Origin of the sequence: Streptomyces sp. CB01373, from assembly GCF_002803075.1 — a bacterium.
Classification (GTDB): domain Bacteria; phylum Actinomycetota; class Actinomycetes; order Streptomycetales; family Streptomycetaceae; genus Streptomyces.
This window is the reverse complement of the sequence record NZ_NNBK01000010.1, coordinates 1-24,630: the sequence shown is the minus strand read 5'-3', so window position 1 is coordinate 24,630 and position 24,630 is coordinate 1. Positions and strand designations below refer to the sequence as shown.

Sequence of the window (24,630 nt, the reverse complement as noted above, 5' to 3'; positions counted from 1 at the left end):
ACTTCCCGGCGCGGTGAGTCAGGGAACGGTGGGCGGCGCCAGCGCCGAGCCCAGGGCGCGGACGAAGCCGTCCGCCGTCCCCCTGTCCCGCACCGCCAGCCGCAGCCAGTCCCCGCCAAGACCGGGGAACGTGTCCCCGCGCCGCACCGCGTATCCCAGCCCGCGCAACCGCCGCCGTACGTCCGCCGCCCCCGGCACGCGCACCAGCACGAAGGGGCCCTCGGCCGGTCGCACCACCCGCACCCCGTGCCCCGCGAAGGAGTCCAGGGCCGCCACCAGGTGGGCCCGGTCCGCGGCGATACGGCGGGCCGCGTCCTCCGCCTCGGCCAGCGCCCGCGGCTCCACGCACGCCACCGCCGCCGCGAGCGCCGGAGTGGACACCGGCCACAGCGGCTGGGCCCGCTCCAGCTCGGCGATCACCTCGGGCGACGACAGCACGTAGCCGATCCGCAGCCCCGCGAGACCCCACGTCTTGGTCAGGCTGCGCAGTACCACGAGACCGGGCACGTCCGTCCGCCCCGCCAGCGACTCCCGCTCGCCCGGCACCGCGTCCATGAAGGCCTCGTCGACCACCAGCACCCGTCCGGGACGGGCCAGTCGGGCGACGGACGCGGCCGGATGCAGCACCGACGTCGGGTTCGTCGGGTTGCCGACCACCACCAGGTCCGCGTCCTCGGGGACGGCCGCCGGATCGAGCCGGAAGCCGTCCTCAGCCCGCAGCAGCACCCGGTCCACCGTGTGCCCCGCGTCCCGCAGAGCCGCCTCCGGCTCGGTGAACTGCGGATGCACGACGACCGGCCGCCGCACCTTCAGCGCCCGTGCCAGCAGCACGAACGCCTCCGCCGCGCCCGCCGTCAGCAGCACCCGCTCCACCGGCAGCCCGTGCCGCGCCGCCACCGCCGCCCGCGCGGCCCGCCCGTCCGGGTAGGCGGCGAGACCGGTCAGCGAGGCGGCTATCCGCTCCCGCAGCCACCCCGGAGGCGTGTCGGCCCGCACGTTCACGGCGAGGTCCACCAGTGCCGCCCCGCCGTCGCGGACCTCGGCGTCCCCGTGGTGCCTCAGATCGTGCCCGGCCGCGTCCTCAGTGCGCATGGGAGTGAGAGTGCCCTCCATGGTGGTGGTGCCCGTGTCCGTGCCCGTCGTCGTCCGGGTGGAAGTGCGGCTGCTGCGGCAGCCCCACCTTGTCCTCGAAGCCCGGCAGCGCGATCCGGTACACGCACGAGTCGCAGTTCATCCGCAGATCGCCCTTCACCGCCTCCTCGTACCGCTCCATCACCAGGTCCAGCAGCTCCGGCTCCGGCCCGATCACGTCCGCCGAGCGCACATCGGTCTCCGGGTGCGCCGCCGCCCAGTCCGCCGTCTGCCGCCGCACGCGGTCCGGCAGGATGCCCGTGAACAGGAAGTACGGCAGCACCACGATCCGCCGCGCGCCCAGCTTCACGCACCGGTCGAGCCCGCTCGGCACGTCCGGCGCCGCGAGCGACACGAACGCCGTCTCCACGCCCGCGTACCCGCGTCCCTCCCACAGCAGCCGCGCCGCCTTGTGCACCTCGGCGTTGGCGTCCGGGTCGGTCGAGCCACGCCCGACCAGCAGCACCGTCACCTCGGAGCGGTCCCAGGACGGATCGACCGCCTCGTCCAGCCGCCGCTCCAGCACCCGCAGAAGTGAGGGGTGCGGGCCAAGCGGCCGGCCGTAGGTGTACGAGATCCCCGGGTGCCGTTCCTTCTCACGGGCCAGCGCCGCCGGAATGTCGCCCTTGGCGTGCCCGGCGGACACCAGCATCAGCGGTACGGCGGCGAACCGGCGTACGCCCCGCTCCACCAGCTCGGCGACGGCCTCGCCCAGCGGCGGCGGGGACAGCTCGATGAAGCCGCCCGCGACGGGCAGTTCGGGATTACGGCGCCCCAACTCCCGTACGAAGTCGCGGAACGCCTCGGCTCCGGCGTCGTCCCGGGTGCCGTGACCGGCGATGAGCAGAGCGGGCGGCGGCGGGGTGGTCACAGGGTCTCCTCGAGCGATTCAAGCGATTCGAGCGGTTCAGACGATTCAAGCGAACTGGGTTGGTAAAGAAGGGCGTTGAGCGCGGCCGCGGCGACCGCCGAACCGCCCTTCTCGGACACGTTGCTCACGGCGGGCAGCCCGCTCTCGCGCAACGCGGCCTTGGACTCGGCCGCCCCGACGAAACCGACGGGCAGGCCGATGACGAGCGCGGGGGCGGCGTCCAGCTTCAGCAGCTCCTCCAGGGCGGTCGGCGCGCAGCCGATCACCCAGAGCGCGCCCGGGCCGACCTCCTCGTACGCCAGCCGGATCGCGTGCGCGGAGCGGGTCATCCCGGGACCCGACCTGGCGTCCTTGAGCCGGCAGACGGTCTCGCGCCGGGTGATCCCCGCGGCCACCATCTCCACGTCCGCGACCACGGGAGCCCCCGCGTGCAGCGCGGCGTGCGCCGTCAGCAGCTCGCCCTCGTCCATGACGAGGTCGGACGCGTACTCCAGGTCGGCGGAGGAATGAACGACCCGCTCCACCACCGCCCGCGTCAGCGGTGCGAAGTGCGAGGTGTCCAGGCGGGCGCGCAGCCGCCGGAACGACTCCTGCTCGATCGGGTGGACGACACGGTTCACTTCGGCTCCTCCCCGGACGCCTGCCAGCGGTAGCCGCGCGGCGTGACCATGCGCCCCGCGATCTCTCGGGTCGCGGTGTTGCCCACGGTCACGACCGTCATCATGTCGACCGTCTCCGGGTCGAGCGTGGCCAGCGTCGCCACCCGGCTGGACTCGTCCGGCCGTGACGCGTTCCGTACGACACCGACCGGCGTCGCCGGCTCCCGGTGCCCGGCGAGGATCGCGAGCGCCTTCGGCAGCTGCCAGTCCCTGCCCCGGGAGCGGGGGTTGTAGAACGTCACGACGAGGTCCGCCTCGGCCGCCGCCCGCACCCGCCGCTCGATGACCTCCCAGGGGGTGTGCAGATCGGAGAGGCTGATCGAGACATGGTCATGGCCCAGGGGGGCGCCGAGAAGGGCGCCCGCGGCGAGGGCGGCCGTGACGCCGGGGACCCCGACGACGTCGATGTCGTCGGACGCTTCGGCCAGCGCGGGCGAGGCCATCGCGTACACCCCCGCGTCGCCGCTGCCGATCAGCGCGACGGCGTGCCCGCGCCGGGCCTCGGCGACCGCCGTGCGCGCCCGCTCCTCCTCCGCGCCGAGCCCCGACTGGAGGATGCGGGTGCCGGGCCGCAGCAGGTCGCGGATCTGGTCGAGGTACTGGTCGAGCCCCACGAGAACGGAGGCGCGCCGCAACTCCGCCCGCGCGCGCGGCGTGAGCAGGTCCCGGGCGCCGGGACCCAGCCCGACGACCGCGAGCCGACCGCGCCCCGGCCGCCGTACGACCGCGCAGGTGGCCATCGCGGGCGTCCCGTCGGCGCGCTCCGACTTCCGCTTGGGCACGAGGAGTTCGCCCCCGCGCACGAGCGCGGCGGCCTCCGCGACGGAGGGGGTGCCGACGGCGGCGAGCGGCGCCCGCGACGGGTTGGGCACGTCGACCGCCGCCAACTCCCCGGCGGAGTACGTCACCAGGGGCACCCCGAGCCGCCGGGCCGCCTCGACGACGCCGGGCTCCTCCGCCTTGGCGTCGACCGTGGCCAGTTCGGCGAGCGACGCCGCGGACAGCCCGGCCTCCGCGAGCACGCCCTCGACCAGGCCCACCACCTCCTCGACGGGCGCGCCCCTGGACGCGCCGACGCCCACGACCAGCGTCGGCGGCCGCAGGACCACCTCCCGTCCGGCGGGCGCGGCGGCACGGTCGGTGACCCGGATCCTGTACGCGCCCTCGGCGGCGACGGGCAGTGGCGGCAGCGGCCAGCGCACCTCCGCGTCAAGACCGACCGGCTCCCCGTCGAGCAGCGCCCGCGAGACCCCGGCGACATCGCCCTCCACCGGAAGGCCGAGCGTGTCGAGACCGGGCAGTCCCACGGCGTCCGTCGCGGTCGTCACGACCGGCTCCGCGCCCAGCACCTCGCCCACCGCGCGGGCCAGTTCGTTCGCCCCGCCCGCGTGCCCGCCGACCAGGGACACCGCGAACCGGCCGCCCTCGTCGACGCACACCACTCCGGGATCGGAGGCCTTCTCGTCCAGCAGCGGCGCGATCAGCCGTACGACCGCCCCCGTCGCCAGGAAGCACACCAGCTGCCCGCACTCGGCGAAGGCGGCCCGTACGGCGTCCCCGACGGGCCCTTCGTACACCCGGGTACGGTCCGGCCAGGCCGCGGCCAGCCGGTCCCGCGCAGCCGCGCCCGCCGCCGTGGCGGAAATGAGGCCGATCACTCAGCCGCTCCTTCGTGTCGCACCGGGGGCCGCGTGCCCCACAGCAGAAAAACAGGGTTGGTGGCCGCGAGCCGGGTCACGTCGCCCGGCAGCGGCGCGAGCCGCGAGGACTGGAGCAGCACGCCGTCGCACACGAGCCCGGCGGCGGCCAGCGCCCCGCGCACGGCCGGCACCCGGTCGAGCGCCGCCACGGCGACCACGACGGTCCGCCGGGCCCGCCGCGCGCACACGGTCACGACCTCGGGCAGCGCGCGCCCGCCGCCGCCGACGAACACCGCGTCGGGGTCTGCGAGCCCGGCCAGCGCCTCGGGCGCGGTTCCGTTCACCACCGACACGTCCACGGCGTGCGCCGCCGCGTTGGCGCGGATCCGCTCCACTCCGTCGGCCGATTGCTCGACGGCGGTGACGGCGGCGCCCAGCCGGGCGCACTCCACGGCGACCGAACCGGAGCCCGCGCCCACGTCCCAGACCAGGTCGCCGAGGCGCGGCCCGAGCCGGGCCAGAGCCAGGGCGCGCACCTCGAACTTGGTGATCATCGAGTCGCGGTGGGCGAACTCGCTCTCCTCCAGGGCCCATCGGGACGGGCCGGCCGGCGGGCCCGCGACCGTGCGCAGGGGGCCGGGCGCGTGCGCCCCGTCCAGGCACAGCACCACGTTCACCGCCGTACCCCAGTCGCGGGCGGCGGCCCCGGCCGGTGTGAGCCGTTCCACGCGCTCGTCCTCCGGGTCGCCCAGCGCGGAGGCGACGACCAGCACCCGCTCGCCGCAGGTGCCGGCCAGCGCGGCGCCCAGCTCGGCGGGCCCGGCCCCCGGCCCGGTCAGCACGGCGACCTTCGGACGTGCCCGGCACACGTTCACGGCCGTGCGCAGATCCCGCCCGTGCGCGCTGACCACCACCGCGTCGTCCCAGGGCAGCCCGATCCGCGCGAACGCGGCGGCCACGGAGGAGACACCGGGGCGGACGTCCAGCAGCCCGGGCCCGAACCGCTCGGCGAGCGCCCGTACGATCCCGAAGAATCCGGGGTCCCCGGAGGCCAGCACGAGCACCGGGCGCTCCTTGCCGACGTACTCCGCGATGGTGTCGAGCGCCGGCGCCAGCGGGCCCAGGACCACCCGCTCGGCGCCCTCCGGCAGCCGTACGGCGTCCAGATGCCGCCGCGCGCCCACGACGAGCCCGGCGTCCGCGGGCACCCGGGTGCCGTACGCCCCGGTGCCCGTGCCGACCACCGTGATCACGTGCTCGCACCCCGCGCGCGCAGGGCCCTGCGGGCCTCGGGGTCGGCCTTGCGGTGGCCGTGGAAGTGACCGGGGTGGTACAGGTGCGAACGGGTGCCCTGGGCGGCGAGGGCCGGTCCGACCAGGAACAGCGTGTGCTTCCAGAGCTTGTGCTCCTTGACCGTCTCCTCCAGCGTGCCGACCGTGCACGTGACGACCAGCTCCTCCGGCCAGGTCGCCTGGTAGGCCACCACGACCGGCGTGGACGTCGGGTAGCCGCCCTCCAGCAGCTCCCGCACGAGCTGGCCGCTGCGGGCCGCCGACAGGAACACCGCCATGGTGGTGCCGTGCCGGGCGAACTCGCGCACCTCCTCGCCGGGCGGCATGGGCGTTTTCCCGCCACCGAGCCGGGTCAGCACGACCGACTGCGCGACCTCCGGGATCGTCAGCTCGCGCCGGGCCAGCGCGGCCACGGCCGAGAAGGACGAGACACCGGGCACGACCTCCGTCTCGATCCCGATGTCCGCGCACCGGTCGAGCTGCTCCTGCGTGCCGCCCCACAGCGCCGGGTCGCCGGAGTGGACACGGGCCACTTTCAGCCCCTCCGCGTGCGCCCGCTCGTACACGGCGACGACGTCCTCCAGGGACAGGGCCGCCGAGTCCAGGATCTCCGCGTCCTCGCGCGCGTGCTGGAGCACCTCGGCCTGCACCAGGCTGGCCGCCCAGATCACCACGTCGGCCTCGGCGATCGCGCGGGCCGCCCGGAACGTCAGCAGGTCGGCGGCGCCGGGGCCGGCACCGACGAAGGTCACCTTGCCGGTCGGGGCAACGGCCATGGGTTCGGGTCCTCTCATGCGGAATGTCCTGATGTGGGGGGATGTGGGAGTGGCCGGATGTGCGCGATCGGGCCCTCATCGGATAGCAAGGGCACATGGCGGTCTTCGTCGCGCTCGGCGCGTTCCTGATGACGCTGGCCGGCGGCTGGACGGCACAGCGGGTGACCGACCGCCGCCATCTGGTCCTGGGACTGGCCGGCGGCCTGATGCTGGGCGTGGTCGGCCTCGACCTGCTGCCCGAGGCACTGCACGCGGCCGGCCGGGACGTGTTCGGCGTACCGGCGGCCCTGCTGCTGTTCGTGGCCGGGTTCCTGGTGGCCCACTTGGTGGAACGCCTGCTGGCCGCGCGGCAGGCCGCGCACGGCGGCGCCGAGCGGCACAACCACCGCGCCCCCGAGGTGGGCCTGACGGCGGCGGCCGCCATGGTCGGTCACAGCGCCATGGACGGCGTGGCCATAGGGGCCGCCTTCCAGGTGGACCACGGCATGGGCGTCGCGGTAGCGCTCGCCGTCATCGCCCACGACTTCGCCGACGGCTTCAACACGTTCACCATCACCAGCCTGTACGGCAACGAGCGCCGCAAGGCCGTCGCCATGCTCGTCGCGGACGCCCTGGCCCCCATAGCGGGCGCCGCGGCGACCACGCTCGTCACCATCCCGGAGTGGTTCCTCGGCGGCTATCTCGGCCTCTTCGGCGGGGCCCTGCTCTACCTCGCCGCGGCGGAGATCCTCCCCGAGGCCCACCACGAGCACCCCGCCCGCTCGACCCTGCTGTGCACGGTCGCGGGCGTGGCCTTCATCTGGATGGTGGTCGGCCTGGCGGCCTGACCGGTCCTCCCGCACGCGCGTACGGCTCACAGCTTGCCGCCCCGCCCGCCCTCGCGCCGCGCGGGCGCGATGAGCGTCGACAGGTACGGCAGCCGCTCCCCGTCGAGCCCCGACGCCGGCCGGATCCACTCCTCCGGCAGCCCCAGCGCCGACCCCCACACCGCGTCGTCGATCCGCCCGCTCTCCCGCAGCGCCTCGGCCACTTCCCGCGCCTGCCGCCCGAACTTGTACGCCACGACGGTTCCGGGCCCGTTCAGCGCCTGCTTGAGCACGGCGGCCCCCGCGGTGACCGGCACCAGGGTCAGCGGCTCCGTCCCCTCGGTCAGCACGGCCCCCGAACGCGCCGCGAGATCCTGCATCGCGGTGATCCCGGGCACCGTCTCCACCACGGTCCCCGGCACCAGCGCGGCGACGGTCTGCGCCAGATACGTGAAGGTCGAGTAGACGTTGGGATCGCCGATGGTGGCGAAGGCGACCGTGCCACGGCTTTCGAGCAGCCCGGCGACCCGCTGCCCGGCCGCGTCCCACGCGGCCTCGCGCCGCGCCCGGTCCGACCGCTCGTTCAGCGCGAACACCACCCGGACGACCTTCTCCGCGGGCACGTAGTGCAGCACGGTCGCCTCGGCACGCCCGCGCTCCCCGCCGTCCGTTCCGTCGACAGCGCCCATGACGGGCACGACGACGACGTCCGCGGTGCGCAGGGCGTTGACGCCCTTGACGGTCACCAGCTCCGGATCGCCGGGGCCCACCCCGACTCCGATCAGCCTGCTGCTCATGACGTCCGGCACCTCTCGACGAACCGACGGGCGACACCGGGCGCGGCCGCCCAGTGCGTGTGCAGATAACTCGCGTGCACGTTCCGCTGTACGAAGCCTTCGACCCGCCGCTCGGGGACGCGCACGCCCCAGGCGGGGGCCGCCGTTCCCGTGCCCGAGCCCGGCTCGACGGCGGTCCGGTGGAACTCGTGTCCCCGCATCCGCTCCCCGGCGCCGGCGAGCACGCTGTCGCTCACGGCCACGGCGTCCCGGTAGCCGAGCGTGAGCCGCCCGGTCATCCGCGCGGAGGCGTCCAGCACCCCGCACATGGGCCGCCCGTCCAGCTCCCGGCACAGATACAGCAGCCCGGCACACTCGGCGGCGACGGGAGCACCGCCGAGCGCAAGCCCGGCGACCGCCTCGCGCAACGGCTCGTTGGCGGACAGCTCCGCCGCGTACACCTCGGGAAACCCGCCCCCGACGACCAGCCCGCGGGTCCCCTCGGGCAGCCGCTCGTCCCGCAGCGGGTCGAAGGGCACGACCTCGGCCCCGGCGGCATGCAGCAGCTCGGCGTGCTCCGCGTAGGAGAAGGTGAAGGCGGATCCGCCGGCGACGGCGACCCTCGGCCTCTCCCGGTGGTCCCCAACCTCGGGGGAGGGCAGGACCCCGGCCGCGTCCCATGCCTCGCACGACAACGTCCCCGCGCCGCGCGCCAGAGCGACCAGCGCCTCCAGATCGCATCCGGCGGAGACCTGCGCCGCCATCGCCGCCACCGCGTCCACGGCCGCCGCCCGCCGCTCGGCGACCGGCACCAGACCGAGGTGTCGAGACGGCGTCTCGACCTGCTCGACCCGGCGCAGAACCCCCAGCACGGGCACCCCGACCGAGTCCAGCGCCTCGCGCAGTAGCGCCTCGTGCCGGTCGGAGGCCACCTTGTTGAGGATCACGCCCCCGATCCGCACCTCGGGATCCCAGGTCACGAACCCGTGCACCAGCGCCGCCACCGACCGGGACTGCGACGACGCGTCGACGACCAGCACCACCGGCGCCCGCAGCAGCTTCGCCACCTGCGCGGTGGAGGCCAGTTCGCCCTCCCCGGCGGCCCCGTCGTACAGCCCCATCACGCCCTCGACGACGGCGATGTCGCACCCGCGCGCCCCGTGCAGGAACAGCGGGCCGATCAGCTCCGGCCCGCACAGGTACGCGTCCAGGTTGCGCCCCACGCGCCCGGTGGCGAGCGCGTGATACCCGGGGTCGATGTAGTCCGGGCCGACCTTGTGCGGGGACACCGAAAGGCCCCGCCGGGCCAGCGCGGCCATCAACCCCGTGGCGACGGTGGTCTTGCCGCTGCCCGACGAGGGCGCGGCGACGACCAGCCGGGGCACGGACGGGGACTTCACCACTCGATGCCCCTCTGCCCCTTCTGCCCGGCGTCCATCGGATGCTTGACCTTGGACATGTCGGTGACGAGGTCGGCGAAGTCCACCAGCTCGGCGGGCGCGTTCCGGCCGGTGATCACCACATGCTGGGTCCCGGGCCGGTTCCGCAGCACCTCCACGACCTCGGCGGTGTCGACCCAGCCCCAGTGCATCGGATACGCGAACTCGTCGAGCACGTACAGCCGGTACGTCTCGGCGGCCAGGTCCCGCTTGACCTGCTCCCAGCCCTCACGCGCCTTCTGCTCGTTGGTCGCGTTGTCACCCTGTGTGTCCCGCTGTACCCAGGACCACCCCTCGCCCATCTTGTGCCACGCGACGGAGCCGCCCTGCTCCGAGGCCCCCAGCACCCGCAGTGCGTTCTCCTCGCCGACCTTCCACTTGGCCGACTTGACGAACTGGAACACCCCGATCGGCCAGCCCTGGTTCCAGGCGCGCAGCGCAAGCCCGAAGGCGGCGGTGGACTTGCCCTTGCCGATCCCGGTGTGCACCACGACCAGCGGACGGTTGCGCCGCTGACGTGTCGTCAGCCCGTCGTCGGGTACGGCACTCGGCTGTCCCTGCGGCATTACGCGGCCCTCCTCGAAGTCGAAATGCCCTGAACGTCCCTGACAAGGCCGGCGATGCTGTCCGCCCGCAGCTCGTCCAAGGTCACGGCCGTACCGCCCAGTTCACCCGCGAGCTGCCCGGCGAGCCCGAGCCGGACCGGCCCCGACTCGCAGTCCACGACAACGGACGCGGTCCCCTCGGCCGCCAACAGCCGCGCCGCGCGCCCGGCGAGGGCGACCGGCTCGGGGCCGCCGGTGGCCCGTCCATCGGTCACCACCACGACCAGCGCCCGCCGCGCGGGGTCCCGCAGCCGCTCGATCCGCAGCACCTCGTGCGCCTTGAGCAGCCCGGCCGCCAGCGGAGTGCGCCCGCCCGTCGGCAGCGACTCCAGCCGGACGGCGGCGGCGTCGACGGACGACGTCGGCGGCAGCGCGACCTGCGCCTCCTTGCCGCGGAAGGTCACCAGCCCCACCTTGTCGCGCCGCTGGTAGGCGTCGAGGAGCAGCGACAGCACGGCGCCCTTCACGGCGCTCATCCGCTGCCGGGCGGCCATCGACCCGGAGGCGTCGACCACGAACAGGACGAGGTTCCCCTCGCGACCCTCGCGGGTCGCCTGCCGCAGATCGTCCCGGCGGACGACCAGCCCCGGCCCGGACCGTCCCCGTGCCCGCTGGTGCGGGGCGGCGGCCTGCACGGTGGCGGCCAGGTGCAGCTTGGTCAGGGCGCCTCGGGGCCGCCGCGCCCCGGTCGTGCGCCCGTGCTCGGTCCGCGCTCGCGAGCGCCGCCCGGCGGCACCCTCGCCGAGGCCGGGCACGCTCAGCACCTTGGTGCGGAACGGCTCGGAGGCGCGCACGGCGGACTGCTCACCGGCGCCGGCGCCCGAGGGCTGAGGCTCGCCACTGTCGCCGGCCTCGGGCCGCGCGGCCGAACCGTCGTCCTGCGGGCCGCCGTCGTCGGGCGCCGGCTGCCCACCGCCACCGCCCGGGCCGCCGTCCGGATCGGAGTCGGGGTCCGGATCGCCGTCCTCCGGGCCCGCGAACTCCTGAAGGGTCTCGTCGAGCTTGTCCTCGTCAAGACCCGGTGCGTCGAAGGGGTTGCGCCGCCGCCGGTGGGGGAGGGCCAGCAGCGCGGCCTGCCGCACGTCCTCGGCGAGCACATCGGTCCGCCCGGCCCAGGCGGCCAGCGCGGTGGCGGTCCTGGCCATGACGATGTCGGCACGCATGCCGTCCACCTCGAAGGCGGCACAGGTCGCGGCGATCTGCCGCAGCGCGCCATCGCCCAGCCGGACCTGCGGCAGCAGCTCCCGCGCGGCCACGATCCGCGCCCGTACGGCAGCCTCCTCGTCGGCCCACCGCACGGCGAAACCGTCTGGATCGTCGTCGTAGGCGAGCCTGCGCCGTACGACCTCCACCCGCTGGTCGGGCTCCCGCGAGGCCGCGACCTCGACGGTCAGCCCGAACCGGTCGAGGAGCTGTGGCCGCAGCTCACCCTCCTCGGGGTTCATGGTCCCGACGAGCAGGAAACGCGCCGCATGCCGTACGGAGACACCCTCGCGTTCGACGTACGAGGCGCCCATGGCGGCGGCGTCGAGCAGGAGGTCCACGAGGTGGTCGTGCAGAAGGTTGACCTCGTCGACGTACAGGATCCCGCGGTGCGCGTCGGCGAGCAGGCCCGGCTCGAAGGCCTTCACGCCCTCGGCGAGCGCCCGCTCGATGTCGAGCGCGCCGACCAGTCGGTCCTCGGAGGCGCCGACGGGGAGTTCGACCATCCGCGCCGGCCGTTCGGCAGCGCCCCCCGGCTCGTGCGGGCCGTCCGGACAGGCGGGGTCGGGTACGTCGGGGTCGCAGGAGAATCGGCACCCAGGGACGATCGGCACCTCGGGCAGCAGCGCCGACAGCGCTCGCACCGCCGTGGACTTGGCGGTGCCTTTCTCTCCGCGTACCAGCACTCCGCCGACCGCCGGCGAGACGGCGTTCAGCAGCAGCGCGAGCCGCAGGTCGTCCTGGCCGACGACAGCCGTGAACGGAAACGGGGTGGTCACTTGTCCTCGCCCTCCAAGTCGCCTTCCAGCTCCAGGTAGGTGGCCCGGAGCCGCTCCAGCGTGTCCGCGTCCGGCTCCGCCCACAGCCCGCGGTCCGCTGCCTCCAGCAGGCGTTCCGTGATGCCCCGCAGGGCCCACGGGTTGGACTTCCGCATGAACTCCTGGTTGTCCGGTGAGAAGACGTACTCGGACGCCAACTTCTCGTACATCCAGTCGTCGACCACGCCCGCCGTGGCGTCGTACCCGAACAGGTAGTCCACGGTCGCCGCCATCTCGAAGGCGCCCTTGTAGCCATGCTTACGCATCGCTGACATCCACCTGGGATTCACCACCCGCGCCCGGAAAACCCTGTGCGTCTCCTCGCCCAGAGTCCGGGTCTTCACCTGGTCCGGTACGGCGGAGTCCCCGACGTACGCCTCCGGGCTCGCACCCGTCAGGTGCCGCACCATGGCGACCATGCCGCCGTGGTACTGGAAGTAGTCGTCGGCGTCGACCAGGTCGTGCTCGCGGGTGTCGACGTTCTTCGCCGCCACCGCGATCCGCCGGAACGCCGTCTCCATGTCCCCGCGCGCCGCTCGCCCGTCGAGCCCGCGCCCGTAGGCGTAGCCGCCCCACACCGCGTACACCTCGGCCAGATCGGCGTCGCTGCGCCAGTTGCGCGCGTCGATCAGCGGCAGCAGACCCGCGCCGTACGCGCCCGGCTTGGAGCCGAAGATGCGGGCCGTGGCGCGGCGCCGGTCGCCGTGCTCGGCGGTGTCCTCGTCGGCGTGCGCCTTGACGAAGTTCCGGTCGGCGGGCTCGTCCAGCTCGGCCACCGTCCGTACGGCGTCGTCGATCAGGGCGACCACGTGCGGGAACGCGTCCCGGAAGAAGCCCGAGATACGGACCGTCACGTCGATGCGCGGCCGGTCCAGCTCCTGAAGGGAGACCACCTCGAAGCCGGTCACCCGGCGGGAGGCGTCGTCCCACACCGGGCGGCAGCCGAGCAGCGCCAGGATCTCGGCGATGTCGTCGCCCTGGGTGCGCATCGCGGACGTGCCCCAGACCGTCAGGCCGACCGACTTCGGGTACTCGCCGGTGTCCTGGAGATAGCGGGCCACCAGCGAGTCCGCGAGCGACTGGCCGACCTCCCAACTCAGCCTGGACGGGATCGCCTTGGGGTCGACCGAGTAGAAGTTGCGGCCGGTCGGCAGCACGTTGACCAGGCCGCGGGTCGGCGAGCCGGACGGTCCCGCGGGGACGTAACCGCCGCGCAGCGCCCGCAGGATGTGCCCGATCTCGTCCGTCGTACGGGCCAGCCGCGGCACGACCTCGGTGCAGGCGAACTCCAGCACGGCCGTCGCGTCCGGGAGTTCGGTACCCAGCACCTCCCGTACGAGCGCCGGACCGGCGTCGGCCGCCCAGTTGCGCTCCTCCATGCCCTCGGCGATCCGCCGGCAGAGCTGCTCCAGCAGGTCGATCGCGTCCGCCGCCGTGCGCGAGGGACCCTCGACCAGGTCCGTCAGCTCGACCGGCACCTTCACCGGAGCGCCCGGCTCGGCCAGCAACTCCTTCTCCACCAGGCCGAAGTGCTCCGCGAGGCAGGCCCGCAGCCCCGGCAGCGCGTTCGCCTGCCCGCCCCACACCTGGGAGGCGCGCAGCACGGCCAGCACGAGGTTCACCCGCGGCTCGCCGACCGGGCCGCCGCCGAGGATGTGCAGACCGTCCCTGATCTGCACGTCCTTGATCTCGCACAGATAGCCGTCGATGTGCATGACGAACTCGTCGAACGCGTCGTCGTCCGGCTGCTCGTCCACATGGAGGTCGTGGTGCAGTTCGGCGGCCTTGACCAGGGTCCAGATCTGGGCCCGCACGGCGGGCGCCTTCACCGGGTCCAGGTCGGAGACGAGCGCGTACTCGTCGAGGAGCTGCTCCAGCTTGGCGAGGTCGCCGTAGGTGTCCGCGCGAGCCATCGGCGGGACGAGGTGGTCGACGACCGTGGCGTGCCCGCGCCGCTTGGCCTGGGTGCCCTCGCCGGGGTCGTTGACGATGAAGGGGTACACCAGCGGCAGGTCGCCGAGCACCGCGTCCGGCGCGCACCCGCGCGAGAGCCCGAGGCCCTTGCCGGGCAGCCACTCCATCGTGCCGTGCTTGCCCATGTGCACGATGGCGTCGGCGCCGAATGAGTTCTCCAGCCACCGGTAGGCCGCCATGTAGTGGTGGGACGGCGGCATGTCGGGGTCGTGGTAGATCGCGATCGGGTTCTCGCCGAAGCCGCGCGGCGGCTGGATCATGACGACCACGTTCCCGAACTGCAGGGACGCGAGGACGATGTCGTCGCCGTCGACGTACAGGGAGCCCGGCGGGTCGCCCCACGCCTCCGTCATCCCGTCCCGCAGCTCCGGGTCCAGCGTGTCGAACCAGGCCCGGTAGTCGGCCAGCGGCACGCGCGCGGGTGCGGCGGCCAGTTGGTCCTCCGTCAGCCACTCCACGTCGTGACCGCCGGCCGCGATGAGGCGGTGGATGAGCTCGTCGCCGTTGTCGGGGTAGCCCTCGACCGCGTACCCCGCCTCCCGCAGCGCGTCCAGGACGCGTACCGCCGACGCCGGGGTGTCGAGTCCCACCGCGTTGCCGACCCGTGAGTGCTTGGTCGGGTACGCGGTGAAGACGAGCGCGATCCGCTTCTCCGCGTTGGCCTTGTGCCTGAGCCGCGCGTGCCGTACGGCGATCCCCGCCACGCGGGCGGCCCGCTCGGGGTCGGCCGCGTACACCGGGACGTCGTCCGGGCCCTGCTCCTTGAAGGAGAACGGGACGGTGATCAGCCGCCCGTCGAACTCCGGGATCGCGACCTGCATGGCCGCGTCCATGGGGGACAGCGCCGCGTCGGACTCGTCCCACGCGGCGCGCGAGGAGGTCAGGCAGAGCCCTTGCAGCACGGGGATGTCCAGGTCCGCGAGCGCCCCGATGTCCCAGGCCTCCTCGTCCCCACCCGCCGACGCCTGCGAGGCGTGGGTGCCGCCGGCCGCGAGGACGGTGGCGACCAGGGCGTCGGCGCGTCCGAGGATCTCGTACAGCCCGGCGTCCGCGCCGCGCAGTGAACCGCAGTAGACGGGAAGGGCGTTGGCGCCGTGCGCCTCGATCGCGTCGCACAGGGTGTCCACGAACGCGCTGTTGCCGCTCAGTTCGTGGGCGCGGTAGAAGAGCACGCCGACGGTCGGCCGGCCGGCCACGAGGGCACGCTCGCCGTGGACGCCGTACTCGGGCATCCGGCGCGGCTCCTCGAAGCCCTCGCCGGTCAGCAGCACCGTGTCGGAGAGGAACCGGGCGAGTTCCGCCAGGTTGTCCGGGCCGCCCTCGACGAGGTACTTCAGCGCCTCCGCCACGACCCCGGCGGGCACCGAGGACTCGGCCATCAACTCGGCGTCCGGCACGGCCTCTCCGCCCAGCAGCACGGTCGGCACGCCGGACGCCTTCAGCGCGGCGAGCCCGTCCTCCCAGGCGCGCTTGCCGCCGAGCAGCCGTACGACGGCGATGTCCGCGCCGTCGAGCAGCCCCGGCAGTTCCTGGCCGACGTCCACGCGGGTCGGGTTGCCGATCCGGTAGGAGGCGGCCGAGGCTCGGGCGGCGAGCAGATCGGTGTCGGCGGTCGACAACAACAACACTGTGCTCATGCGGGCGCTCCCGGTGGAATGAAAGGCAGTCCTTGCGGCGCGCCCGACTCGATGAGCCGCCACAGCGCGTCCGTGTCCGCGTGCTGTTCGATCAGGTCGCCGAGCCGGTCGAGCTGCTCCTCGCGCAGCGCGGCGAACGAGGTGTCGGGTGCCGGCACGAAACGGCGGCCCGCGGCGGCCGCCACCTCGCGCAGGAAGGCCCGGCGGAAGCCGTCCGACTCCAGCGAGCCGTGCCAGTGCGTGCCCCAGACGGCCCCGACCCGGCAGCCGTCCAAGCTGTGTCCATCGTCATCAGAGATGAACCTTTGCCCGCCGGTGACGTCGGCGACCCCGTGGTGGATCTCGTACCCCTCGACCCGTTCACCGAGGGCTTCGCCCTCCGGCCGGGTGAGGGTCTTCTCGCGGGCGAACCTGACCCGTACGGGCAGCAGGCCCAGTCCGTCGACGTGTCCGCGCCGGCTCTCCACGTCGTCCTCGATGTGCTCGCCGAGGATCTGGAAGCCGCCGCAGACGCCCAGCACCGGCCGCCCCTCGGCGGCCCTGCTCGCCAGGGCGCGTGCGAGGCCGCGTTCCCGCAGCCATTCCAGCGCCCTGACCGTGCCGCGGGTGCCGGGCACGACGACGAGGTCGGCGTCGGCCAGTTCCTCGGGCCGGTCCACGAACCGCACGACGACGCCCGGTTCGGCGGCGAGCGCGTCCACGTCGGTGAAATTGGACATCAGCGGCACGGCGCAGACGGCGACCCGCAGCACGTCCTCGCCGACCGGCGGCGCCACGGTGGACTCCCGCACGGCGCCCCGCAGGGACACCCGCAGTCCGTCCTCCTCGTCGATGCCGAGCCCGTGCCGGAACGGCAGCACGCCGTACGTGTGCCGGCCGGTGAGCCCGTGCAGCATGTCGAGGCCGGGTTCGAGCAGCGAGACGTCCCCGCGGAACTTGTTGACGAGGAACCCGGCGACGAGTTCCTGGTCCTGCGGCGACAGCAGGGCGACCGTGCCGAAGAAGGAGGCGAAGACACCCCCGCGGTCGATGTCGCCGACGACGAGCACGGGCAGCCGCGCTCCACGCGCGATGCCCATGTTGACGATGTCGGTGCGGCGCAGGTTGATCTCCGCCGGGCTGCCCGCCCCCTCGCAGATCACCGCGTCGTACGTGCTCCGCAGCTCGGCGAGGCAGTCGAGGACGGTGCCGAGGAGCTTCTGCTGCCGCCCGCCGTGGTAGCCGCGGGCGCTCAACTCGCCCACCGGTCTGCCCAGCAGGACGACCTGGCTGCTCTGCTCGCCGCCCGGCTTGAGCAGCACCGGGTTCATCAGCGCGGTCGGCTCGACGCGGCACGCCTGGGCCTGCATGGCCTGTGCCCGCCCGATCTCGGCGCCCTCCCGGGTGACGAAGGAGTTGAGGGACATGTTCTGCGCCTTGAACGGGGCGACCTTCACGCCCTGGCGCACCAGCCACCGGCAGATCCCGGCCGTGACGACGCTTTTCCCGGCGTCGGAGGTCGTGCCGGCGACAAGCAGACCGCCCCTCATGACGTCCGTCCTCTCTTCAGCAGCCGTGCGCCCGCGCACACGCCGAGCGCGAGCCAGCCCACGCGGCGGGAGAGCCGTACCGCGCGCTCGATGTCGCCCTGTTGGACGGCGCGTCCGGCGCCGTTGAGCACCGGGCGGTGCTCCACCCGCCCGCCGTACGAGAGCGTGCCGCCCAGCCGCACTCCGAGCGCCCCCGCGAACGCGGCCTCCACCGGGCCGGCATTGGGGCTCGGGTGCTTGCGGGCGTCGGCGCGCCAGGCCCGTACGGCGCCGCGCGGGTCGTCGCCCGCCACGACCGCCAGGACGGCGGTGAGCCGTGCCCCCGGCCAGCCGGCGAGGTCGTCGAGGCGGGCCGAGGCCCAGCCGTAGCGGCGGTACCGGGGTGACTTGTGCCCGACCATGGCGTCCAGGGTGTTGACGGCGCGGAAGCCGACGAGCCCCGGCACTCCGGCGGCGGCGCCCCACACCAGCGCGCCCACCACCGCGTCGGAGGTGTTCTCGGCGACGGACTCGACGACGGCCCGGGCGATCCCGTCGGCGTCCAGCGCCTGCGGATCGCGCCCGCACAGATGCGGCAGCCGCGCCCGGGCGCCCTCGACGTCCCCGGCTTCCAGGGCGCGCCCGATCTGCCGCGCCTCCCGGGCGAGGGAGGTGCCGCCGACGACGGCCCAGGTGGCGGCGGCGGTCAGCGCGACGGACGCGGTACGGGAGGAACGCACGGCGGACGCGGCCAGCGCGGCCGACGACACGGCACCCCCCACGCACACGGCGGTGTGCAGGGCGCCCCGGCCGCGGTGGTCCCGCCACAGCGCGCGTTCCACGGCACCCGCGGCCCGTCCGAACACGGCGACGGGGTGTCCGCGGCGTGGATCGCCGAGGAGCAGGTCACCGAGGAGGCCGGCGGCGGCGCCGTACGCGAAGACGCGATCGGCACCCATCGGGTCAGCCGGTCGTGCGGTCGGTCAGTGAGTCGCTGGTGAACCTCGGTCGGCAGCCGCGCATGGCGATATGTCCTCACTCAGGGTGTCCACGCCCTGGTTCGACGAGACCGGCGGTGAGAGTTCCTGACTCCCGGGGATGTTCTTCCCCGGTCACAGTGGCGGGACCGCGCCGGATTCGCACCGGACTTCCTCTCCTGCCGCCGTACTTGGCTCCGGAAGTCCACCACGCACCGCGAACACCCGTCAACCTGCCGTTGACCTGCGCAGGGGTACTGAGATGAGGCACACACCACAGGGCGCACGGGACGGCGAAATGACCCATCCCGGGCCGTCGCGGGGACGGCCCGGGATGGCCGGGTGACGTGAGGGGCCGGGACCCGGCGGTACAGGGTCCCGGGCCGGGCTAGGCCACGATCAGGTAGATGCCGAAGGCCACGGCGGCGGCGCACGCGGCGAAGCAGGCGTAGGCGCCGGTGACCGCGAGGGCCCCGCCGCCGTCGCCCTGGGCCACGGCCCGCTCGCGGCGGGAGAGTCCGGCGATGCCGAGGGTGAACAGGGCCACGAGGCCCACCGTGACGCCGAGGCTGACGCCGAAGACGGAGCCGAGTGCCGCCCAGTCGATGTTCATGCTGCTTCTCTTCCTTCTGCCGGGGACGCCGGCTCAGACGGCGGCGGCCGGCGGCGTCGCCACGGGCGCGGGGTCGGCGACGGACGCGGAGGCGGGAGCGGGGATCGTGGCCGTGAGCCCCTCGGCCGCCGGGGAGGCCGGAGGCGGGGTGACGGCGGCGATGGCCTGGGTGATCACGCCGGCCGGCTCCTCGGAGCCGTTGACGTTGGTGTGGTCGACGACCTCGCGGCGGGAGATCTTCCAGATCGCGGCGCTGGAGGCCACCAGGAACGCGGCCACGAGCCAGGTGCCCCAGTCGCCGAGACGCGTCACGGCCTCCGCGCCGGCCGCGACCAGGGCCGCGGCGGGCAGCGTGAGGGCCCAGGCGACGGCCATGCGGCGGGCGGTGGACCAGCGGACCATGCCGCCCTTGCGGCCCAGACCCGCGCCCATCACCGAACCGGAGACGACGTGCGTGGTGGACAGGGAGAAGCCGAGGTGGGAAGAGGCCAGGATGGCGGTGGCCGCGCTGGTCTGGGCGGCGAAGCCCTGCTGCGGCTGAAGGTCGGTCAGGCCCTTGCCCATGGTGCGGATGATGCGCCAGCCGCCGATGTAGGTGCCGAGCGCGATGGCCAGGCCCGCGGACAGGATGACCCAGGTGGGAGGGTTGGAGCCGGGGGCGAGGGCGCCGCCGGCGACCAGGGCGAGGGTGATGACACCCATGGTCTTCTGCGCGTCGTTGGTGCCGTGGGCCAGCGAGACCAGGCCGGCGGAGGCGATCTGTCCGGCGCGGTGGCCCTTCTCGGCCGCCTTGCCGTTCGACTTCCTGCCGATGCCGTACGACATCCGGGTCGAGACCAGCGCGGCCAGACCCGCGACGACCGGGGCGGCGACCGCGGGGATGAGGACCTTGGTGACCAGGGCGCCGCCGTGCACGGCGCTGAAGCCGGCCGAGGCGATGGTGGCGCCGATCAGACCGCCCATGAGGGCGTGGGAGGAGCTGGAGGGGAGTCCGACCAGCCACGTCAGCAGATTCCAGAGGATCGCGCCCACCAGGGCGGCGAAGATGACTTCGGGACGGATGCCGTTCTCGTCGACGAGACCCTTGGAGATCGTGTTGGCGACCTCCACGGACAGGAAGGCGCCCACCAGGTTCAGCGCGGCGGACATGGCCACCGCGACCTTGGGCTTGAGTGCACCGGTCGAGATGGTCGTGGCCATCGCGTTCGCGGTGTCGTGGAAACCGTTCGTGAAATCGAACGCGAGTGCGGTGATCACCACCATCGCGAGGATCAGCGAGAAGCTTTCCATTTACCCAGGCAATCGTTCGAGCGTCATTGGCGCGTTGAACGTAGGTAACCTGAGTGAACAGAAGATGAACTGAGTCGGTCATTGCGGTGTCTGTTCCCGTAGTGCTGTGGGAAGGACCGGTCGCTCGCGCCAGGCGTCCTGGCAGGATCGGCACATGAGCGAACTCGGGGAGACGGCGCGCGCCTGGCAGGCGCTGGTCGCGACGGCCCGCCGCACGGTGGCGGACGGACTGGTCGTCGGCACCTCCGGCAACGTGTCCGTGCGCGTGGGCGACACCGTCCTGGTGACCCCCTCGGGCGTCCCCTACGACCGGCTCACGGACGACGACGTCACCGGTGTCGGCCTGGACGGCCGGCAGGTGCTCGGCACCCTGGTGCCGACCAGCGAGCTGCCCATGCACCTCGCGGTCTACCGCAGCACCGACGCGGGCGCCGTCGTCCACACCCACGCCGTGCACGCGACGGCCGTCTCCACCCTCGTCACCGAGCTCCCGCTGATCCACTACATGGCCGGCGCGCTCGGCGGCCCCGTCCGCGTGGCCCCGTACGCCACGTACGGCACCGAGGAGCTGGCCGGGAACATGCTCCGCGCCCTCGCCGGCCGCACGGGCTGCCTGCTGCGCAACCACGGCACCGTCACCTACGGCGCCACCCTCGACCAGGCCTACGACCGCACGGCCCAGCTCGAGTGGATGTGCCGGGTGTGGCTGGCGGCGTCCGGCGTACCCGGCCTGACACCGGCTCTGCTGACGCCGGAGCAACTTGCGGCTGCGGGGGAGCGGCTGCGGGGGTACGGACAGCAGGGGCAGGGGCAGGGGCAGGGGCAGGGGTAAGGACGGGAGCGGAAGCCGGGGTCGGGACTGAGGCCCGGGACCGGGGCCGGGGCGGGAGGCTGCGGAGAGGTCTGGAGACGGCCCGGAGACGGCCGGGACGGCGCGGGCACGGGTGGCCTCGCGTGCGGGCGGTGCGGGCCGTGCGGGAATGAACGCCGCTCTTCATGGAACCCACGCGGACATGTCACCCCGACCCTCCGCCCCACTGGCCGGTGACCGGGTGCGCCAGGACACTGGAGCCGTGCCCACAGTCAAAGCGACGGCCGCGGCCGTCACCGCTGCCCTGGCGGCCGGCGCGGCGAGCGTCGCCGCGGGCCGGCTGGCCAGCGACGCCGCGCTCAAGGCGCTCCCGGGCCGGCCCCTGCCCACCGAACCCCGGCTCACCGTGCACGCCACGGCCGCCGGCCAGATCAGCCTCACCCGTGACCTCGCCTCCCTGCGCCCGGGCACCTACGGCCTGGCGGGCAACGGCTCCCACGCGGTGGTCGGCCCCGTCCTGCCCACCGCCCCGCACCGGCCCGACACCGTCGTACGCCGGCTCGAGCGCGTCACCCACGGCACCCTGCACCGCGGCGACAAGGTGTGGCTCACCCCGAACCTGCACGTCGGCAACCCGCGCACCGCCCTCGGCATCGAGCACGCCGACGTCGACGTACCGGGCGAACTCGGCTCCCTGCCCGCGTGGTTCGTGCCCGGGGTGCGCGAGACCTGGGTGATCGCGGCGCACGGCCTGGGCAGCACCCGCGAACTCCCCATGAACATCCTGGCGTTCCTGCACCGCCGGCACTTCCCGGTGCTCGCCCTCGCCTACCGCGGCGACCTCGGTGCGCCCCGTCCGCCGGACGGTCTGAACCACCTCGGCGAGACCGAGTGGCGGGACCTGGACGCGGCGATCCGCTACGCCGTGCGCTACGGGGCCGAGCGGATCGTTCTGCACGGCTGGTCCACCGGGGCCACGATGGCGCTGCGCGCCGCCACCCGCTCGGCGTTGCGCGACCGGATCACCGGGCTGGTCCTCGACTCCCCGGTGCTCAACTGGGAGGTGACGCTGCGGGCCCTGGCCCGGGCACGGCACACCCCTGGCCCCCTGCTCCCGCTGGCGGTGCGCGCCGCGCAGGGGCGCACCGGTCTGTACGGCGACCGCCTGGCCGGGGCTACGGACCCGGAGGGGCTCACGATGCCGACACTGATCTTCCACGGCCCGGGCGACCAGGTGGCTCCCTGGCAGCTCTCCCGCCGCCTCGCCGACCGCCGTCCCAACCTGATCGCGCTGCACACGGTGCCGAGCGCCCCGCACGGCGCGATGTGGAACGCAGATCCCGAGGGCTACGAGGAGGCCCTGCGGCGCTTCCTCACGCCGCTGATGTGAGGCGGCGGCACGGTTCCGTTTCGCCGCGTGTCACCCGCTGGGGGACCGGCGTACGCCCAGGTCCCGGGGACCCTTCCGGAACCGGCTGAAAGGTGCCCCTCGGGCGTCCTCGCGGCCTTCCCTTGGCCTTCTCCATCGCCCGCCGTGACATTCCGTTTGGGTTTTCGGACCGTCAACCGGAAGACTGCACCCGTGACGTCCCGTATCCCGCGCGACTCCAGGCTTCGCATCGTCCGCCCACGACCCCTGGCCGCCGCCCCCAGAGCCGTGAACCAGCGGCAACCGCGCCGCCACGTCCCGCGCCCCCCGGAGGGCACTCCGGCACCCGCGGTGCTGGCCAGAACGGCGCGCTCCCTCCTGGCCGGGGCGGCCCGCGTCGCCCGCTGGGCGGACGCCGCCCTCGGGCCCGGCCGCGGGGGGCCGACCGCCGACGACAAGGCCACCCTCTCCGACGCGACCACCGAGAGGGCGGCCGCCGATCTTGGCCTGACCGCCGCTCAGGTCCGCGCCGACTGGGACACCGCCCGGCTCTCCGGCCTCATCGAGGTGCACGGCGACAACGCCCGCCCCGGCTGGCGGCTGCGCGCCTGGGACCGCGACGACAGCGCCGTCCTGCGCGGCTGGGTGGCCCTCTTCGACGCCTGGTCGCTCGCCTGCCCGGAACCGGAGGGCCACGAGGCGGCCGCCGTCGCCGAGGTCGTGTCGGCCATGCCGCAGGTCCTGTCCTTCCTCCAGCTCTCCGCCGGCCCCGTCCCGGTCGACCAGCTCCTCGACCTCCTCCGCCAGCGCGTCACAGAACTGCGCACCGACCGCTGCGAGGTCTCCTACACCCCGGACCCCGCGCTCGGAGCCACGGACCCCGCCCCCGCGCCGGACGCCGCCCCCGACCTGGAGACCGGCCTCCGGGCTGCCCCCGCCGCCCCCGGCGGTGGCGCGGCAGCCCCGTCGCCGGAGGGCGCCGTGCCCGGGGGCACCGGGCCCGCCGCCCCTGTGCCGGGCCCCGGTCTTCGGGTGGCCCCTGCCGCCGGGGCGAGCGTCGTCTCCGGCCTCGACGGTGCTGTCGCGCCCGAGACCTCCGCGGTCCCGCACGCGGCCGCCGAGCCCGGCGCCGTCCCCGGCCCCGAGGCCGTCCTCCGCGTGGCCCCCGCGACCGCGACCGCGACCGTCGCCGGCTCCGACGCCGACGGTGCGGTGGTCACGGCCGTCGCGCCCGAGTCCGGCCTCCCGGTGTCCGACGCCGATGCCGGCGTTTCCCCGTCCGCGACGCGGGTAGCGGTGCCCGGCGACGGGAGCGACCCGCTTGCGCCGCTGCTCGGGTGGGCCCTGCGGGCGCTCGCCGCGGTGGGGGCGCTGACCGTCGGGGACGGGCAGGCCACGCTCACCCCGCTCGGGAGCTGGGCGGTGTGGGTGAAGCTGGAGCAGATCTGCGTGGCCGCGCAGAGCCCCGCCGGGAACATCGAGCAGTCGGCCGAGGACATGCTCCGCGGCTGCGCCCAGCTGCGGCCCAACGCGGCCCGGGCCGAGTACCGCGCCTGGCTCGCCGCCCGGCCCGTCGGCAGCGCCGTCACCGAGCTGCTCGGCGGCGCCCGCGGTGAGGACGCCCTGCTGCGCGGGCTCGCCTTCGAGGCGCTGCGGGTCGTCGGCGCGCCCGCCGAACCCGACGTACGGGCCGTGCTCGACGAGCCGGCGCTCAGGCCGTACGCCCTGCTGTGGCTCGCCGAGCACGACGGCGTCGACGCGGAGGACGCCCACGAGCTGCTCACCCGCGAGGAGGCCACCTGGCTGTGGGTCGACACCGCCGCCGCGGTCACCGACCACGGCGAGGCCTCGATGCTCGTACGGCACCTGGAGGCCGCGGTGCAGCCCACCGTCCCGATGCTGCTCGACGAGGTGCGCACCGTGGGCCACCCCCGCACCGTGCAGGTGCTGGTCGCGCTCGCCGCCGCGCACCCCGACCCGGCGCTGGCCAAGGCCCTGCGCCGGGCGGCCTTCCAGGTCCACACCGGAGGCAACTAGTGCCGCGGCAGGCAACGTTGCCCGTGAAGGAGCGGCGTCCGGTGCGTGCTCTCGGCGTGCCGGCCGGAAGTCCTCGTACTGGACGTACTTGGGCTTTCGGCCGGTGCGGCGAGAGTGCGTGCCGGGCGTTGCGACGGGGCGAACGTTGCCTGTCGGGGCACTAGGGCGTGTTTCGAAAGTGCCGTCTGCCCCGCGACGCCTGGCACGCACGCTCGCTGCGTTGTCGGGATCGCCCACGTACACCCAGTACGAGGGCGACCCTCCGCCTTGCGATCGCACGCACCAGACGCCGCGGGGCCCGCCCTCCGGGCGAACGACGCCACTTTCGAAACACGCCCTAGGGCCAATACCGGTGACTTTGGTGGTTTCTGGTCGTTGGGTGGGTTGTGCCAAGGCCG

At 74.3% G+C, this 24,630-nt stretch carries 19 protein-coding genes and 1 riboswitch; of the genes, 4 read left to right on the top strand and 15 right to left on the bottom strand.

Annotated features, from left to right (window positions below; all coding sequences use genetic code 11):
- Nucleotides 1–18 precede the first annotated feature (18 nt).
- From cobC to cobM, 6 genes are read right to left on the bottom strand one after another with little or no spacing between them, the layout of a single operon-like run.
- Nucleotides 19–1,092 (bottom strand): Rv2231c family pyridoxal phosphate-dependent protein CobC, encoded by a 1,074-nt coding sequence (gene cobC, locus CG719_RS16640; protein ID WP_100569432.1) that lies wholly within the window; start codon nt 1,090–1,092, stop codon nt 19–21.
- Complete coding sequence (locus CG719_RS16635) at nt 1,082–2,002, bottom strand: sirohydrochlorin chelatase (protein WP_100569431.1); 921 nt, start codon at nt 2,000–2,002, stop codon at nt 1,082–1,084. The genes cobC and CG719_RS16635 overlap by 11 nt, the downstream gene beginning before the upstream one ends.
- Complete coding sequence (locus CG719_RS16630) at nt 1,999–2,622, bottom strand: precorrin-8X methylmutase (protein ID WP_100569430.1); 624 nt, start codon at nt 2,620–2,622, stop codon at nt 1,999–2,001. Before CG719_RS16630 ends, CG719_RS16635 begins: the two co-directional genes overlap by 4 nt.
- On the bottom strand, nt 2,619–4,319 hold the full coding sequence (cobJ, locus tag CG719_RS16625) for a precorrin-3B C(17)-methyltransferase (protein ID WP_100569429.1): 1,701 nt from the start codon (nt 4,317–4,319) through the stop codon (nt 2,619–2,621). The genes CG719_RS16630 and cobJ overlap by 4 nt, the downstream gene beginning before the upstream one ends.
- Nucleotides 4,316–5,554: a precorrin-6y C5,15-methyltransferase (decarboxylating) subunit CbiE gene (gene cbiE, locus CG719_RS16620; RefSeq protein ID WP_100569428.1), complete on the bottom strand. Its 1,239-nt coding sequence runs from the start codon at nt 5,552–5,554 to the stop codon at nt 4,316–4,318. Before cbiE ends, cobJ begins: the two co-directional genes overlap by 4 nt.
- Entirely contained in the window at nt 5,551–6,369 is an 819-nt protein-coding gene (cobM, locus tag CG719_RS16615; protein ID WP_100569427.1) for a precorrin-4 C(11)-methyltransferase, read from the bottom strand. Before cobM ends, cbiE begins: the two co-directional genes overlap by 4 nt.
- A gap of 95 nt (nt 6,370–6,464) precedes the next feature.
- Between cobM and CG719_RS16610 the strand changes: the two genes are divergently transcribed.
- Complete coding sequence (locus CG719_RS16610) at nt 6,465–7,196, top strand: ZIP family metal transporter (RefSeq protein ID WP_100569426.1); 732 nt, start codon at nt 6,465–6,467, stop codon at nt 7,194–7,196.
- A 26-nt stretch (nt 7,197–7,222) separates the two neighbouring features.
- Here the strand turns inward: CG719_RS16610 and cobI are convergent, their stop codons facing one another.
- From cobI to CG719_RS16565, 9 genes are all read right to left on the bottom strand, one after another.
- Nucleotides 7,223–7,972 carry a precorrin-2 C(20)-methyltransferase gene (gene cobI, locus CG719_RS16605; protein ID WP_100569425.1) on the bottom strand — a complete coding sequence of 250 codons (750 nt, stop codon included), beginning with the start codon at nt 7,970–7,972 and terminating at the stop codon, nt 7,223–7,225.
- Nucleotides 7,969–9,354 (bottom strand): cobyrinate a,c-diamide synthase, encoded by a 1,386-nt coding sequence (locus tag CG719_RS16600; RefSeq protein WP_100569424.1) that lies wholly within the window; start codon nt 9,352–9,354, stop codon nt 7,969–7,971. Before CG719_RS16600 ends, cobI begins: the two co-directional genes overlap by 4 nt.
- Nucleotides 9,348–9,956, bottom strand: coding sequence for a cob(I)yrinic acid a,c-diamide adenosyltransferase (gene cobO / locus CG719_RS16595; protein ID WP_100569423.1), 609 nt, complete (start codon nt 9,954–9,956; stop codon nt 9,348–9,350). The genes CG719_RS16600 and cobO overlap by 7 nt, the downstream gene beginning before the upstream one ends.
- Nucleotides 9,956–11,977 carry a putative cobaltochelatase gene (locus tag CG719_RS16590; protein WP_100569422.1) on the bottom strand — a complete coding sequence of 674 codons (2,022 nt, stop codon included), beginning with the start codon at nt 11,975–11,977 and terminating at the stop codon, nt 9,956–9,958. The genes cobO and CG719_RS16590 overlap by 1 nt, the downstream gene beginning before the upstream one ends.
- On the bottom strand, nt 11,974–15,627 hold the full coding sequence (cobN, locus tag CG719_RS16585; protein ID WP_100569421.1) for a cobaltochelatase subunit CobN: 3,654 nt from the start codon (nt 15,625–15,627) through the stop codon (nt 11,974–11,976). Before cobN ends, CG719_RS16590 begins: the two co-directional genes overlap by 4 nt.
- A complete protein-coding gene (locus CG719_RS16580) occupies nt 15,624–17,156 on the bottom strand; it encodes a cobyric acid synthase (protein WP_100569420.1) in 1,533 nt (510 codons plus the stop codon). Before CG719_RS16580 ends, cobN begins: the two co-directional genes overlap by 4 nt.
- Entirely contained in the window at nt 17,153–18,094 is a 942-nt protein-coding gene (locus CG719_RS16575; protein ID WP_100569419.1) for a cobalamin biosynthesis protein, read from the bottom strand. The genes CG719_RS16580 and CG719_RS16575 overlap by 4 nt, the downstream gene beginning before the upstream one ends.
- Before the next feature lie 101 nt (nt 18,095–18,195).
- A riboswitch (cobalamin riboswitch) is annotated at nt 18,196–18,337 on the bottom strand.
- Nucleotides 18,338–18,500: 163 nt separating this feature from the next.
- Nucleotides 18,501–18,725, bottom strand: coding sequence for a hypothetical protein (locus CG719_RS16570; protein WP_100569418.1), 225 nt, complete (start codon nt 18,723–18,725; stop codon nt 18,501–18,503).
- A 33-nt stretch (nt 18,726–18,758) separates the two neighbouring features.
- Complete coding sequence (locus CG719_RS16565) at nt 18,759–20,015, bottom strand: inorganic phosphate transporter (protein WP_100569417.1); 1,257 nt, start codon at nt 20,013–20,015, stop codon at nt 18,759–18,761.
- Between the two features lie 154 nt (nt 20,016–20,169).
- Between CG719_RS16565 and CG719_RS16560 the strand changes: the two genes are divergently transcribed.
- The 3 genes from CG719_RS16560 (at nt 20,170) to CG719_RS36460 (ending at nt 24,232) form a co-directional block, all read left to right on the top strand.
- Nucleotides 20,170–20,847 carry a class II aldolase/adducin family protein gene (locus CG719_RS16560; protein WP_100569416.1) on the top strand — a complete coding sequence of 226 codons (678 nt, stop codon included), beginning with the start codon at nt 20,170–20,172 and terminating at the stop codon, nt 20,845–20,847.
- 241 nt (nt 20,848–21,088) lie between these two features.
- Nucleotides 21,089–22,216, top strand: a complete 1,128-nt coding sequence (locus tag CG719_RS16555; protein ID WP_100569415.1) for an alpha/beta hydrolase — start codon at nt 21,089–21,091, stop codon at nt 22,214–22,216.
- A gap of 192 nt (nt 22,217–22,408) precedes the next feature.
- Nucleotides 22,409–24,232: a hypothetical protein gene (locus tag CG719_RS36460; RefSeq protein ID WP_234375617.1), complete on the top strand. Its 1,824-nt coding sequence runs from the start codon at nt 22,409–22,411 to the stop codon at nt 24,230–24,232.
- The last annotated feature ends 398 nt before the right edge of the window (nt 24,233–24,630 follow it).